The organism is Petrotoga mexicana DSM 14811 (assembly GCF_002895565.1).
GTDB lineage: Bacteria > Thermotogota > Thermotogae > Petrotogales > Petrotogaceae > Petrotoga > Petrotoga mexicana.
On sequence record NZ_AZRN01000034.1, the window covers coordinates 181634 to 196550 of the forward strand.

The 14917-nt window shown below is 34.9% G+C and carries 13 protein-coding genes; 9 read left to right on the top strand and 4 right to left on the bottom strand.

Features of this window, described 5'->3' with window-relative positions; translation table 11 throughout:
• Positions 1-156 precede the first annotated feature (156 nt).
• Both X927_RS08705 and X927_RS08710 read right to left on the bottom strand, forming a co-directional pair.
• A complete protein-coding gene (locus tag X927_RS08705; RefSeq protein ID WP_103077686.1) occupies positions 157-1116 on the bottom strand; it encodes a carbohydrate kinase family protein in 960 nt (319 codons plus the stop codon).
• Positions 1117-1126: 10 nt separating this feature from the next.
• Positions 1127-2062 (bottom strand): aldo/keto reductase, encoded by a 936-nt coding sequence (locus X927_RS08710; protein ID WP_103077687.1) that lies wholly within the window; start codon positions 2060-2062, stop codon positions 1127-1129.
• A 160-nt stretch (positions 2063-2222) separates the two neighbouring features.
• Here X927_RS08710 and X927_RS08715 point away from each other — a divergent pair, with 160 nt between their 5' ends.
• The 5 genes from X927_RS08715 to X927_RS08735 all read left to right on the top strand — a co-directional run bounded on the left by X927_RS08715 (position 2223) and on the right by X927_RS08735 (position 8320).
• Positions 2223-4229, top strand: a complete 2007-nt coding sequence (locus X927_RS08715; protein WP_146026602.1) for an HD domain-containing phosphohydrolase — start codon at positions 2223-2225, stop codon at positions 4227-4229.
• 265 nt (positions 4230-4494) lie between these two features.
• Positions 4495-4764 carry a co-chaperone GroES gene (groES, locus tag X927_RS08720; RefSeq protein WP_012208976.1) on the top strand — a complete coding sequence of 90 codons (270 nt, stop codon included), beginning with the start codon at positions 4495-4497 and terminating at the stop codon, positions 4762-4764.
• Positions 4765-4788: 24 nt separating this feature from the next.
• On the top strand, positions 4789-6411 hold the full coding sequence (gene groL, locus X927_RS08725; RefSeq protein WP_103077689.1) for a chaperonin GroEL: 1623 nt from the start codon (positions 4789-4791) through the stop codon (positions 6409-6411).
• Positions 6412-6502: 91 nt separating this feature from the next.
• The gene (locus X927_RS08730; protein ID WP_245855515.1) at positions 6503-7681 is read left to right on the top strand and encodes a DUF401 family protein; all 1179 of its coding nucleotides are present in this window, start codon (positions 6503-6505) and stop codon (positions 7679-7681) included.
• A gap of 21 nt (positions 7682-7702) precedes the next feature.
• Complete coding sequence (locus tag X927_RS08735; RefSeq protein WP_103077691.1) at positions 7703-8320, top strand: phosphatase PAP2 family protein; 618 nt, start codon at positions 7703-7705, stop codon at positions 8318-8320.
• A gap of 1 nt (position 8321) precedes the next feature.
• Here X927_RS08735 and fsa read toward each other — a convergent pair whose 3' ends face one another.
• Positions 8322-8987: a fructose-6-phosphate aldolase gene (gene fsa / locus X927_RS08740; protein WP_103077692.1), complete on the bottom strand. Its 666-nt coding sequence runs from the start codon at positions 8985-8987 to the stop codon at positions 8322-8324.
• Between the two features lie 51 nt (positions 8988-9038).
• A complete protein-coding gene (locus X927_RS08745) occupies positions 9039-9701 on the bottom strand; it encodes a Crp/Fnr family transcriptional regulator (protein WP_103077693.1) in 663 nt (220 codons plus the stop codon).
• 168 nt (positions 9702-9869) lie between these two features.
• On the opposite strand from X927_RS08745, the gene hcp reads away from it, so the two are divergent.
• The 4 genes from hcp (at position 9870) to X927_RS08765 (ending at position 14818) form a co-directional block, all read left to right on the top strand.
• On the top strand, positions 9870-11501 hold the full coding sequence (gene hcp / locus X927_RS08750; protein WP_211287854.1) for a hydroxylamine reductase: 1632 nt from the start codon (positions 9870-9872) through the stop codon (positions 11499-11501).
• Positions 11502-11904: 403 nt separating this feature from the next.
• Positions 11905-13086, top strand: a complete 1182-nt coding sequence (locus X927_RS08755; protein WP_103077694.1) for a quaternary amine ABC transporter ATP-binding protein — start codon at positions 11905-11907, stop codon at positions 13084-13086.
• Complete coding sequence (locus X927_RS08760; protein WP_103077695.1) at positions 13083-13967, top strand: ABC transporter permease; 885 nt, start codon at positions 13083-13085, stop codon at positions 13965-13967. Before X927_RS08755 ends, X927_RS08760 begins: the two co-directional genes overlap by 4 nt.
• A 5-nt stretch (positions 13968-13972) precedes the next feature.
• Positions 13973-14818 (top strand): glycine betaine ABC transporter substrate-binding protein, encoded by an 846-nt coding sequence (locus X927_RS08765; protein WP_103077816.1) that lies wholly within the window; start codon positions 13973-13975, stop codon positions 14816-14818.
• Positions 14819-14917 lie beyond the last annotated feature (99 nt).

Genomic DNA, 14917 nt, shown 5'->3' on the forward strand with positions numbered 1-14917 from the left:
AAATTTTTTTTGAACATCTTAGTTGATAACGACGTTCAAAATTTTTGCCACTTTTGAACCTAAACAAACTCTCATTAAAAAAGAAAAATAGAACTTTTGAACTATCAACATTACTCTATCTTCACTACTATCACATAATTAAATACAAAAACAAATTTATAAAAATTCAAATTGTCTAACTTCAGATAAAGTTGGCATAGCATTCGCAGCACCTTGTTTCGTAGCAACAACAGCTGCACACTTATTAGCAAAATTCGCATAGTCGACAAGTTCTTCTACAGAAATACTGTAAAAATCCTCCTTAGATAAATCCCTTAACTTATACAAAATGCCTGCCATGAAAGAATCTCCACAACCTACAGTTTCAACAACTTTTACTTTATAACCCGGAACCCTTTCAATAATACCATCTTTATAAACCAAAGAACCTTCACTTCCTAAAGTCACAAACAAAATAGAACTTTCTTTGATAGAAAGTATACTAATAGCTTCTTCAACTTCTTTTTTTTCAGTTATATAAAACAGATCATCATCGCTCATCTTCAATATATCAACTTTTTTAATTATACTCTCCACAAGATTGTTGTAACTTTTCCTATTTTTCAACAAAGACTTTCTAACGTTAGGATCAAAAGAGGTTAATAAACCTCGTGAGATAAAATTGTCAAACAATTTAGTCAAAGTACTCGATGTAGGTTCATCTATAAGAGCTATAGAACCGAAATGAAAGATATTAAATTTTTCATACTGCAAATTCGCTATGTCTTTTAATTCTAACCTAGTGTCTGCAGCATTATCTCTATAAAATTCATATTCAGCCTTTCCTTGAGCATCAACTGCAGCAAAAGCCAAACAAGTTTTCAACCCCTCAGCCGTAAAAGAATAGTCAGTATTCACTCCATTTTCTTTTAAGTACTTAAAAAGAAATTTACCAAATTGATCCTGAGATATCTTCGTTAAAAAAGAAACATCGGCACCTAACTTTGCAAGACCTACAGCCACATTAAAAGGAGATCCTCCAGGTCGCTTTTCAAAAAACTCACTTTCTCCAAGTCCTTTGTTTGGAGATTTCGATATAAAATCAAAGAGAATTTCACCCGCACAGAGAATGGCCATATATTGCCTCCTATTCACCAACTATTTTTTCGATCTTTAGATAAATGTCATCGCTAAGCTCCCAATCCCCAGCTTCAATATTTTCCAAAACATGCTTATCATCTTTTGAACCTGCAATAACTGTTGATACTTGTTTGTGATGTAATAACCAATTTATAGCCATCTGAGATAAAGGTCTTCCAATTCTATTGGCTAAAATCTTTAATTCCTCAACTTTTTCTACACTTTTTACAAAAAGCTCCCTACTCTTGAATATTTCATCCATAGCTCTAGGATCGTTCTTCGGTGGTTCATAATCCTTGGAAATCTTTCCCGTCAACAACCCTTTGGCAAGAGGACTGTATGGAATTACCGTTAAATCGTATTTATCAACAACTGGAAAAAGCTCTTTTTCAACGTCTCTAACCAATAAGTTGTAATAATTTTGGGTGGATACAATATCCACATACTTTGTCAAAGTCTCCATTTGGTGTGCACTAAAGTTAGACACACCGATGTATCTAGCTTTTTTGCTATCTAAAATCTGTTGTAACGCCTCTGCAGTTTCTTCTAATGGAGTATTGGGATCAGGCCAATGAATTTGATATAGATCAACATAATCACATTTAAGTCTTTTCAGTGAATCATCTATTTCTTTCAATACCCTTTCTTTCTTTAAATTATTCCTAATTCTTCCCCTTTGATCCCATTCCAAACCACATTTAGTTGCGATGTAAATATCTTCTCTCTTTTTCCCCTTCAAAAATTCTCCAACTATTTCTTCAGATTGACCTAGACCGTATACAGGGGCGGTATCAAAAAAGTTAACTCCATTATCGTAGGCTAAATTCAATATTTTAACACCATTTTCCTTCTCAATAGGTCCCCAATTTCCACCTAGCTCCCAAGCTCCGTATCCTACAACCGATACGTTCATATCTGTCTTTCCAAACTTTTTGAACCTCATAAAAATCACTCCTTTTTTAATTTGATTCCTAACTCAAAAAAAGCCAGATATTCCTTGCCATTATTATACCATATAGAAAAATTCATTAATTTGTTAATTAGTTTCACAAATATGGTAAAATTAAATCGGAAATAAAAAAATTTTGGGGGGAACGCATATTTTGAAAGCCAAAAATATTATAGTTTCTTTAGTTTTTTTGAGCGCGTCTATTTTTACTTTTTCAGAAAAACTTAATATCATTTTAGCTGAATATTACCCAGATGTATACCTTGAGAATGTTGAATTAGAAGGTTTTGTGATTGATATTCTGAACGAAATAGAAAAAAACTCAGATTTAACGTTTGAAATAACGGTGAAAAACTGGACTAATGCATACAATACCTTTTTAAGCGACAAAAATTACGACTTAATAGGACTAATAGCGCCAACTCCAGAAAGAAAAGATACTTTAAAATTTTATAAGACGGTTACTTTTATAGACTCATTAATAATGACAAGGTACGATAACAACCAAACATACGAAGAATTGAAAAATTATCCGGTAGGGGTTTTAGATGGAAGTTTTTTAATAGATATTCTAAAAAATGAAGGATTTACAGATATTAGAAAGTACAAAACAAATGAAAACATCATATCAGATTTGTTAAACGAAAAATTGTCTTCTGCTGCTATAGAAGATGAAAGAATTGTTTCACACTATATTATTATTAATAATCTAAAACCTAACATCCGATATGTAAAGGTATTTGATTCGACGCCTCTAACCTTTGCCTCAAAAAAAAATAGCAAAAAAGAAGAAGCTTTACAAATATTTGAAAGTACCCTGAATAAAGTTCTGAAAAGTGAAAGATTTGACATGATTGAAAACTTATGGATGGGGATAAGTACTACTTTGAGCGTTGAACGTGAGAAAAGTATCAATAGAATGCTTATTGTTTTGATAATAATTTTGATTGGTTTCATCGTTACTTTAGTTTTCTTTTATTTTAGAAGTAGAAAAATGATTAACACCATAAACAAAGCTAATACACAATTAAGAGATTCCTATAATAAAATAAGTGATCTTAGCAATGAAAAAGAGACATTGAGTGAAAAACTCATAACGATGTATCAAATATTTTATTCTTTCATTGAAAGTGAAGATACAAAGACAATTTTAAATGATGCTATAGAAGGTTTAGTAAAATTGATACCAGAAGCCAAAACAGGAAGCATAGGGCTGGTAACCGATCATCGATGGGAAATCTATGCTGCATATGGTTTCACTGAAGAAATAAACAGTTTAACCTTGCCCATTGATAAAGTTATAAAAGTAGGAAAACACGTTCAAGAGGTTCATAATTTGGATTCGTATAATGAAGATCTTTCAGTAGAAATTACCAATATCTTAACTAAATCTGGTGCAGTCAATTTGGGAAGTAGTTTACTTATGGACTTATACAACAAAGAAAGATTTATAGGTAACATCTCGGTAAATTCAAAAGAAAGTAGGGAGTTTTCTGATATCTCCAAAGAATTAATGGAAATTTTTGGAAGATTGATAGAAATTTTTATAGATTTAAAATTTGAGGAAAGAGAAGCTATTGATGCTTATAATTATTCTCTAAAAAAACTTAGTGATGTTGCAGAACGTTTTGATATGGAAACCTCAGAACATATGAACAGAATCTGCGAAATAAGTTACGAAATAGCTAAAAATTTAGGTTTAGATGAAAGATTTGCTCAAGAGATAAAAACATATGCGTACTATCATGATATTGGAAAAATACTTATACCCATTGAGATTTTAAGAAAGAAAGGTTCTTTAAATGTTTCTGAGTGGGAAGAAATGAAAAAACACCCGGTATATGGAGCAGATATAATCGGAGACGCAGAAATTTTTAAAGTTGCCAGAAACATTGCACTTTACCACCAGGAAAGATACAATGGAAGCGGATATCCATATGGTTTAAAAGATGAAGAAATTCCGATTGAAGCTAGGATAGTTGCCGTGGCAGATGTATACGATGCGCTCAGAAGTGAAAGACCTTATAAAAAATCTTTTTCACACGAAGAAAGCATGAAAATATTATTAGAAGGAGACGACAGAACCTCTCCAGAACAATTTGACCCTAAAGTATTAAAAGTGTTTGTCAAGATCGCAGAAAAGTTTAAAGATATGTACTAAAATAATTACATAAAAGTTAAAAAGGCAGAAAGAACGAGCAATTTGGAGAAAAAACGAGAAAAAACGAGATTTAGCCTTCTAATCGAAAATAATCGCCGATAATCGTCTTTAATCACCCATAATCGTCTTTTTTGACTCTTGATACTTTTACTAATATGTGTTATGATACATATGAAAATTAGCACTCTTAATGTTTGATTGCTAATGAACAAAAAAATAAAAATTGAAATAAAATAATTAAAATAAAAAAAGGGGGTATCATAACATGACGGTGAAACCATTAGGAAACAGGTTACTCATTAAGCCCATTACCGAAGAAAGAAAAACTGAAGGTGGTATAGTACTACCAGATTCAGCAAAAGAAAAACCTCAAAAGGCAGAAGTTAAAGAAGTCGGGAAACTAGATGAAGATTATGATTTAAAAGTAGGAGACAAGGTAATCTTTTCTAAATATGCAGGAACTGAAATCAAGATAGATGATGAGGATTATATCATCATTGATGTGGAAGACGTACTAGCAAAAGTAGAAGACTAAAAAAATGGGAGGTGTTGAGATAAGATGGCAAAAATGTTAAAATTTAATGAAGATGCAAGAAGAGCTTTAGAAAGAGGCGTTAATACAGTTGCAGATGCTGTTAAAATAACTTTGGGACCTAAAGGAAGAAACGTAGTTTTAGAAAAGAGTTGGGGATCTCCAACTATCACAAATGATGGTGTTTCGATTGCTAAAGAAATTGAATTGAAAGATAAATTTGAAGCACTTGGAGCAGAGTTAGTTAAAGAAGTAGCTTCCAAAACAAACGATGTTGCGGGAGACGGGACAACTACCGCTACAGTTTTAGCACAGTTTATGATTCAAGAAGGATTGAAAAATGTTGCAGCTGGTGCTAATCCAATATTGATGAGAAACGGTATCGCTAAGGCTACAGATAAAGCTGTAGAGCAGATAAGGAATGCTAGCAGAAAGTTATCAAGTAAAGAAGACATTGCACATGTAGCTTCTATATCTGCTAATAACGAGGAGATTGGAAATATTATAGCGGAAGCTATGGACAAAGTAGGAGAAGATGGAGTTATAACCGTTGAAGATTCTAAAACGCTTGAAACTTATGTAGAATTCACGGAAGGAATGCAATTCGATAGAGGATATATCTCTCCATATTTTGTAACAAATACAGAAAAAATGGAAGCTGAAATGAAAGAACCTTATATATTAATTACAGATAAAAAGATTTCAGCTGTAAAATCTATAGTTCCAATTTTAGAAAAAGTTGCTCAATCGGGAAAACCGTTGGTAATAATTGCTGAAGATGTGGAAGGAGAAGCTCTTTCTACGTTGGTTCTCAACAAGCTGAGAGGAACCTTGGAATCAGTAGCTGTTAAAGCACCTGGTTTTGGAGACAGAAGAAAAGAAATGCTAAGAGATATTGCAATTTTAACCGGTGGTACAGTAATATCCGAAGAAATTGGTCTTACCTTAGAAGATGTTTCCATTAATGATCTTGGTCAAGCTGATTTGGTAAGAGTTGCAAAAGAAGATACCATTATTGTAGGAGGAAAAGGTGAACCTACAGCAATAAAAGAAAGAATAGCTCAGATAAAAGCTCAAATTGAAAATACAACTTCCGATTACGAGAAAGAGACATTACAAGAGAGATTAGCTAAATTATCTGGTGGAGTTGCAGTAATTAAAGCTGGAGCAGCTACAGAAACTGAGTTGAAAGAAAAGAAACATAGAATAGAAGATGCTTTATCTGCAACAAGAGCAGCTGTAGAAGAAGGGATCGTTGCAGGTGGAGGAGTAACGCTACTTAGAACAAAGAAAGCCGTTGAGGAATTTGCAAACACGCTATCAGGAGACGAAAAAATTGGTGCTCAATTAGTAGCAAAATCTTTAGACGCTCCTGTAAAGCAGATAATTAGAAATGCTGGTTTAGAACCCGCTATAATTATTGAAAGAATACTCGAAAAAGATGATCCAAAATATGGATACGATGTTCTAAAAGAAAGATACATTAACATGTTCGAAGCTGGAATAATCGATCCAACTAAGGTTACAAGAAGTGCACTTCAAAATGCTGCATCGATTGCTTCTATGCTTCTAACAACAGAGGTTTTAGTAGCGGAAGAACCAAAGGAAGAAAAAGGTCCAGAAATGCCAGCAACACCAGATATGTACTAAATTTAGACAGTAATAAAAACAAGCGTGCCATTGAATATGGCACGTTTTTTTATGGTATAATAAAATAGTATGCTTCACTAACAAAAAAGAGGTGAAAAATTTGGCTGTAGTTTCCATATTATCAGGTTTGATCAGTATGGTGATATCTATAAAATTGATAAAAAAAGTTCATTGGGCTATTCTTATTGCAACAATTGTAACTGCACTGGTTTCTTTGAATTTGAATTATATTGGTAGTAGTTTCCTAGAAACTATTACACAAAGTGATTTTTACGAGGTGATAGTTGTTATCTTTGGAATATATCTTCTATCGGATACTATGAAAGCAAGTGGAAACTCACAAAAGTTTGCCAAAAACATAAGAACATTATTCAATTCAAGACAGGCAGTAGGATTGATGCCTATGATGCTAGGATTACTACCCATGCCGGGAGGAGCTATGTTCACTGCACCGATGGTTAAAGATATAGCTGATGAAAGCAACATTAATAGAGTTGAAGCTACAGCAATGAACTATTGGTTCAGGCACAGTATGGAATTTTTTTGGATACTGTATCCAGCATTAATTTTAGAAAGCGCTCTCACGGGGATAAGTTTAACAAAATTATTACTAATACAACTTCCCATAGGATTATTTGCAATTATTGGTGGTTGGATCTACTTCAAAAATGGTAAAATCAGTCTAAAAAGAGACAAAAAATTATGGAAAGAACTTTTTGAATCTATACTCCCAATATTAATTATAATCGTTGGAGTAATTGCTTCTTTACCTGGTTGGTTTGTTGTTTTAACGGTATCTTTAATATATACTTTTTATCATAAAAACTACAAAGATCTACTAAATATAAGATGGGAAACTGTGTTGTTGCTATTGTTTGTTTTTTGGTACAAAAATTTTGTAACTGTGTCAAATTTATCCAACGATTTTGTAGACAATCTAACTACGTGGGGAGTAAGTCCATGGTGGATAATAATGATCTCTCCGATTATTATAGGATTGATAACTGGAATAACTCAGGCAGGTTTTGCGGTTACAATGCCAATAGCTTTGTCGTTCGTTGAAGCGGGAATTATTTCTTTGGTGCCGGTTGCGATAACCACATATTTTTTCTCTGTATTGGGGGTTCTTCTATCACCTGTTCATCTCTGTCTTTTACTTACATCAAAATATTTTGAAGTCGATATGTTTAGTGTAATAAAAAAAATAATCATTCCCATTTTTTGTGCTATAATAGGGTATCTTGTAGTAATGCTACTTTTCATTTTTTGATCAAAAGGCGGAGGAATTAACATGAAAAAACGTTTTATACTTTCCTTAGTAGTGATTCTTGTTTTTTCAAGCATAATTACCGCTGAAGATACCGTAACTGAACAAAGTACCAACACAGTTAAATTTACTCTAAATGTAGACGATTTAAGCAGGAGCCTTGTTCAGCAAAGTACTAATTCTTATTTAGATATAATTTCCAATTTTTTAACTACATATGATTATTATTTTCTTGTTGGAACACCCGTGGTGGGATACACAGTTGGTTATCTTACAAACGATTATACACTAAAAAAGGTATCTGAAGAAGCTATTATATCTTCCGTTATTAGCGGAGGAATAACCTTGCTAACAAAAATTGTCGTTGGAAGAGAAAGACCTTATGCTGAAGACGGTTCATTCTCATTCAATCCGTTTGCTTCCCTTACTCAAGGGGCGACTTATACCTCTTTTCCTTCGGGACATTCAACAATAGCCTGGTCGGTATACACTCCATATGCGAAAGAATATAGTTGGTGGATTTATATTATACCATCAACTATATCGTTTTCTCGCATCTATGAAGATGTGCATTGGCTCTCGGACGTGGTAGCTGGTTCTTTCCTGGGGTATTATACTGCGTCTTATGTCTATTATTTTTAAGTTAATTATTTTTGCTTTTTAGATAATCTTGATACTTCTTCCAATCATTCAAAAATCTTTCAAGACCTATATCCGTCATGGGATGTTTGAACATTTTCTCAAGTACTTCAAAAGGCATAGTAACAACATCTGCTCCAATCAGACCAGCTTCCAAAACATGCTGAGGATGTCTAACACTAGCCACGATAATTTTTGTCTCATATCCGTAATTGCTGAAGATAACTTCAATTTCTTCTACTATATCCATTCCGGTGTTTCCTATGTCATCCATTCTACCAATGAAAGGACTCACGTATGTAGCTCCTGCCTTGGCTGCAAGAAGAGCTTGTAAAGGGCTAAAAACTAAAGTTGCATTGGTCTTAATACCTTCTTTGGATAAAGTTTTTATCGCTTTAATTCCATCAGGGATCAAAGGTATTTTAACTACCACAAATTCACTTAACTTTGCTATTTCCCTCGCTTCTTTTACCATTCCTTCGTAATCGGTGGATACCACTTCGGCACTTACCGGTCCTTTTACAGTTTCACAAATTTCCTTGATCCTTTCTTCAAATACGGCATTCTCTTTTGAAACCAACGTAGGATTAGTTGTCACGCCGTCAACTATTCCCCAAGCAACACCTTTTCTGATTTCTTCTATGTTTGCAGTGTCTAAAAAAATTTCCATTCTTAAATTTCCCTCCCTACTTTGATTTTTGTTATTACAATTATAGCATATTCAGTTCTTCAATTTCTTTAAGATTATTTTATCGCCATTTTTAACGAATAAGCCTTCTTTTTGCATCTCTGAAAATACCCTCGATAAAGAAGGCCTTGTTACACCAAATAAATTAGCTAACTCTTCTAAAGTTAGAGTTATAGTTAACTCGCTGGGTTTATTTTGCTGATTGTAAAGATTTAAAAGATACATTGTAATCTTTTCTCTAATTGTATGAAAAGAATTCACCCGTAACTTTGCAGTTACGAACTGAAACTTTTCGCCTATATCTTCAAGAAAAGAGACTAAAAGAGCCTTGTTACCTTGAAACAATCTTATCAAATCTCCTTTTTCAATATATAGAATAGCAACATCTTTAACCGCTAAAACATCAACAGGTAGTAAGTTATCTTTTGAAAATAACAAGGCAGAAGCTAAAATCTCCGGAGATTTTATCCTTTCTACTTCTAAAATTTTCCCATTAAAATCAACCATTTCTGTGATAACTTCTCCATCGATTAAGATCATTAAATTTTCAACTTTTTCCCCAGAAGTATGGATAAGGGAACCTTTTGAAAAATTTTTAATTGAATAGCGAACATTACCAAAAATTTTCATCAATTCGGCTTTTGAAAAATTTTTAAATATCTTTAATTTACCTAGTCTATCAATATAGTTATCCACGATTCAATCACCTCAAAATTTTTAAAAAACAACGTGCGTAACATTTGTTACTGACAAAATTACTCCGATTTAATTATACTTAAAATGAAAGGGAATTCAAAATTCTTTAAATAAAGAAAAGTTTAAGTGTCAAGACAAATAAAATCTTAGTAAGGAGGAAAAAAGCGAATGGAGATGTTTTGTTATCAATGTCAAGAAACCTTAAGAAATGAGGGTTGTGTGGCTCAAGGTGTATGTGGAAAAAGTCCAGAAACTTCAAACTTGCAGGATCTATTGATTTATATACTAAAAGGGATTTCCTATTGGGCTAATAAAGCAAGAGAATTGGACGTAGAAGATGAAAGTATTGACCTTTTTGTGGCAGAAGGCTTGTTTGTAACAATAACTAATGTTAATTTTGATGTAAAAAGAATAGCTAGATACATTGATAAAGCACTAGATAAAAGAAGAATTATAGAAAATAAATTCAAAGAAGTTTATGAAAGAAAATACAACGAAAAATTTCAGGAAAAAGTACCTGATGCCGCAGTATGGAATCCTAAGGATAACAATGAAGACGAATACTTAAATAAAGCTGTTGAAGTAGGTGTTTTATCGGAATCAGACGAGGATATAAGATCGCTTAAGAACTTTCTTGTAATTGGTTTAAAGGGAGTGGCTGCTTACACCGATCATGCCTATATCTTAAAACACTTCAACGAAGATATACTTGCATTCATAGAAAAGGCTTTGGCGGAAACCCTACGTGAAGATATCACCGTTGATGAATTAATAAATTTAGTACTGAAAGTTGGCGAATATGGGGTAAACGCTATGGCTTTACTAGATGAGGCAAATACTTCGACCTTTGGAAATCCTGAAATAACCCAAGTTTACACAGGAACATACGAAACACCCGCTATTCTAGTCAGTGGTCATGATCTTTTGGATCTGTATGAAATTTTAGAACAAACTAAAGGTAAAGGAATCAAAGTATATACCCACGGAGAAATGCTACCGGCAAACGCCTATCCCGAATTAAAAAAGTACGAACATTTAGCCGGTAATTTTGGAGGTTCTTGGTGGAAGCAACAACAAGAGTTTGAAGAGTTTGGTGGAGCTGTAGTAATGACAACGAATTGTATTCAAAAGCCAAGAAATTCCTACAAAGACAGAATTTTCACAACCGGACTTGTGGGATGGCCAGGGGTTCAACATATACCAAATAGAAAAAAGAATGGTCAAAAAGATTTTGCTCCTGTAATACAAAAAGCACTCGAAATTGGCCCCATCAAAAAAAGAGATGGAAAAACTATAACCATTGGATTTGCTCATGAACAAACAGCTAAAGTTTCTGATAAAATTGTCGAGGCAGTAAAATCTGGTAAAATAACCAAATTTTACGTCATGGGTGGTTGTGATGGAAGAAACAAAGATCGTGAATACTATACTAATTTTGCCAAAAATCTCCCAAAAAGCTCCGTTATTTTAACCGCGGGTTGTGCAAAGTACAGGTACAATATGCTTGATTTAGGGGATATTGATGGAATACCAAGGGTTATAGATGCAGGTCAATGTAATGATTCTTATTCTTTAGTTTTAACAGCTTTAAAATTGAAAGAAGCATTCGATTTAAAAGATATAAATGAACTACCTATAGAATACAACATAGCTTGGTACGAACAGAAAGCCGTAACTGTTTTATTATCATTGTTATATATGGGAGTAAAGGGAATAAGATTGGGTCCAACACTACCGGCCTTTCTATCACCAAACGTTTTGGAGACGGTTGCAAAAACTTTTGATATAAAAACTATATAAATAATTTTTCGTATAAAAGGCGTCCAATCTTTGGCGCCTTTCTTTTTTTAAGTGGTTACAATTGCAATTTGATAAGGAAGCTGGAAGAGAGTAAAGATCCTCGGATTTCATCACAGAAGGAACAACATATTGTAAACAATTATCATTTCTGAACTGAAATTATTCAACAAAAAATCATTGTAATACCTTTTTCATCATCTCTTCAGTCTATTTTATCAACCGTATTTGACAAGGCAGATTTGACATAAAAATTGAAATATGATATAGTGTTTTTGGAAGATCATCCTCAAGGGTAGGGTAACAATATTCAATAAAACATTTTTATAGCCTACCCTGAGTTAAAAATCTATAGCATGAGGATACTTAGAATTAATAACAATTATTATTTACATTTGGAGGCGTCATGTCGGTTAAAATTGAAGTTAAAGATGTTGTCAAGATCTTCGGAGACAAACCCGAGTTAGCTATAAAAATGCTTAAGGAAGGTCATAGTAAAAAAGAGATATTGAAGGAGATAGATCAGACCGTCGCTCTTCAGGATATTAGTTTTGAAGTAGAAGAGGGAGAAATCTTTATACTTATGGGGCTTTCAGGCTCTGGAAAATCTACATTAATAAGGTGCATCAATTCTTTAGTTAAGCCAACCAGCGGATCTGTATCTATTGATGGAAAAAGAATAGATGTTATGGATAGAAAACAGCTTAGAGAAATAAGAGGAAAAAAGACTGCTATGGTTTTTCAACATTTCGCCCTTTACCCTAACAGAACAGTTCTTGATAATGCAGCCTTCGGTCTTGAATTAAGAGGAACGCCCGAAGACGAAAGGTACAAGAAAGCAGAGGAAGCTCTTGAAAGAGTTGGTCTCGCTGGGTGGAAAGACAGATTTCCCACAGAGCTAAGCGGGGGAATGAAGCAGAGGGTCGGTCTTGCAAGAGCTTTAGCAGTAGATCCTGAGATCTTGCTTATGGATGAGCCATTTAGCGCTCTTGACCCACTGATAAGAAACGAGATGCAGGAAGAGCTTCTAGCTCTTCAAAGAGAGATGAAAAAGACAATAATCTTTGTTACCCATGATCTTGATGAAGGACTCAGATTGGGGGACAGGATAGCAATAATGAGAGATGGGCGTATTGAACAGATAGGGGATGGAAGAGATATTGTGACCCAACCGGCTAACGAATATGTTGAGCACTTTGTTGAGAAAGTAAATAGAACAAGCGTCCTTAGTGTAGAGGATGTTATGATCACCCCGAGAGATGTTCTTAGGGAGGGAGAAAGTTCCTGGACTGCAGTTAAAAAGATGCAGAGAAATGATATGAACTACATCTTTGTCATAAACAAAAACAACAAACTTATTGGGATGCTTATGCTCGAAGATGCTATGGAGCTTGTGGATGAAAATGAGAAAAATATTAAAAAAGCACTGAAAAAGCCGGAAATCTTGGAACCTTCTGCCTCACTTGAGGAAGCTTCCTCAAAGATCCTTAGCACAGGAATAGGTGTGGCAGTGGTCGATGAAGAAAGACACCTGATAGGTGAAGTGAGCTGGAAGGAAATTATGGAGATAATGGGAGGAAGCAGATGAATCTGATGGAAGCATTACCCAAAATACCAATAGGTAGAGGCGTGGAGATAGCACTGGACTTCATCATAAGAACTTTCATGCCCTTCTTTGATGCGATAACGATGGCATTTAATGGTACGATCTCAGCTCTAGAGAGTGCTCTGCTATTTTTGCCTCCCCTAGCGCTCATAATCATTATTGCGATTGTAGTGTGGCTAGTTGGGACAAAATGGCTCTCCCTTGGAACATTTGTTGGTCTTCTTTTAATTCTGGATCTAGGCCTATGGGAAGAGCTTGTGGAGACTATGGCTTTGGTATTCATAGCTGTCATCATAGCACTTTTATTGGGCATTCCATGGGGAATCTGGATGACAAGGAGTAATATTGTTAACAAGATCACATCCCCATTGCTCGATTTCATGCAGACCATGCCTCCCTTTGTATATCTTATTCCCGCAGTTATGCTATTTGGTATAGGAAAGGTTCCTGGACTTGTTGCGACGCTAATCTTTTCTATCCCGCCGCCAGTGAGACTCACATATCTCGGCATAACACAGGTGTCAGAAGATTTGAAAGAAGCTGCAAGAGCTTTTGGAGCAAGTGAAAGGCAAGTTCTAACAAAAGTGGAACTACCTTTATCCATACCAAGTCTTCTTGCCGGAGTGAACCAATGCATCATGTTAGCAATATCTATGGTTGTTATATCATCTATGATAGGCGCAGGTGGTCTTGGTGAATTGGTTCTGATGGGGGTCAATAGATTAGATATTGCGACGGGATTTGAGGGAGGCTTAGCAATAGTAATCCTGGCTATGGTCTTTGATAGAGCTAGCAGGTCTCTGGGTAATTATAGAGAGATAAGAAAAAAATTTAAACGTAAAGAAAAGGAGGCGAAAAATTGAAAATAATGGAAAAGAAAATGGCTTTTGTTCTGTTGGCAGTCTTGCTATTTTCATCTGTGTTGTCAGCAGCAGAAAAAGGCGAAATAGAGATAGCATATGTTCAATGGGCTTCAGCAGAGGCTCAGACGCACATTTCAAAGATCTTGTTGGAGGAAATGGGATACGATGTGACCATAAGAGCTGTATCTGCAGCTGTGATGTGGACAGGGTTGGCAAATGAGGATGTTGATCTTTCAGTATGTGCATGGTTGCCATATACACATGAGGGCTACTGGGAGAAGTATAGTGAGGACGTAGTTGATCTTGGACCCGTGTATGAAGGAGCAAGGATAGGGCTCGTTGTTCCAACCTATGTTTCAATCGATTCTATAGAAGAGTTAGCAGAACACAAGGAAGAGTTTGGCGAGAGAATAGTTGGAATAGAGCCTGGAGCAGGGATAATGATCCATACAAGGGAGGACGCTATGCCAGCATATGGGCTGGAGGATTGGAACCTTGTATCCTCAAGTGATCCGGCAATGATGGCCGAGCTAGAAAGGGCTGTTCAGAGAGAGGAATGGATCGTAATAACTGGCTGGACCCCACACTGGATGTGGTTCGCATACGATCTCAAGTTTCTCGAAGACCCAAAAAATGCTTATGGTGAGGAAGAGAATATAAGAGCAATAGGTAGAAAAGGTTTTAGAGAAGATTTTCCAGAGGTTGCAGAGTTCATTGAGAACTTTAAGATGAACGATGATCAATTAGGTGAGGTCACCTATGATATAAATGTGAACAGAACCAATCCTGAGCAGGCTGCAAAAAAATGGATTGAAGAAAACAGAGATGTTGTCGAGAAGTGGCTGCCCTAGATATGCTTAGATCTGTAGAACACTAAACTGCAGCCGGGGCGTGTTAGATCATAATTAATTGTCATTGAAATCGGGTAATGGTTAGATAGTATTTATGTC

Excerpts from the sequence above, each read along its gene's own strand:
- X927_RS08735 (WP_103077691.1), top strand. The coding sequence starts at position 7,703 with ATGAAAAAACGTTTTATACTTTCCTTAGTAGTGATTCTTGTTTTTTCA.
- hcp (WP_211287854.1), top strand. The coding sequence starts at position 9,870 with ATGGAGATGTTTTGTTATCAATGTCAAGAAACCTTAAGAAATGAGGGT.
- groL (WP_103077689.1), top strand. The coding sequence starts at position 4,789 with ATGGCAAAAATGTTAAAATTTAATGAAGATGCAAGAAGAGCTTTAGAA.
- X927_RS08755 (WP_103077694.1), top strand. The coding sequence starts at position 11,905 with ATGTCGGTTAAAATTGAAGTTAAAGATGTTGTCAAGATCTTCGGAGAC.
- X927_RS08710 (WP_103077687.1), bottom strand. The coding sequence starts at position 2,062 with ATGAGGTTCAAAAAGTTTGGAAAGACAGATATGAACGTATCGGTTGTA.
- fsa (WP_103077692.1), bottom strand. The coding sequence starts at position 8,987 with ATGGAAATTTTTTTAGACACTGCAAACATAGAAGAAATCAGAAAAGGT.
- groES (WP_012208976.1), top strand. The coding sequence starts at position 4,495 with ATGACGGTGAAACCATTAGGAAACAGGTTACTCATTAAGCCCATTACC.
- X927_RS08705 (WP_103077686.1), bottom strand. The coding sequence starts at position 1,116 with ATGGCCATTCTCTGTGCGGGTGAAATTCTCTTTGATTTTATATCGAAA.
- X927_RS08765 (WP_103077816.1), top strand. The coding sequence starts at position 13,973 with ATGGAAAAGAAAATGGCTTTTGTTCTGTTGGCAGTCTTGCTATTTTCA.
- X927_RS08760 (WP_103077695.1), top strand. The coding sequence starts at position 13,083 with ATGAATCTGATGGAAGCATTACCCAAAATACCAATAGGTAGAGGCGTG.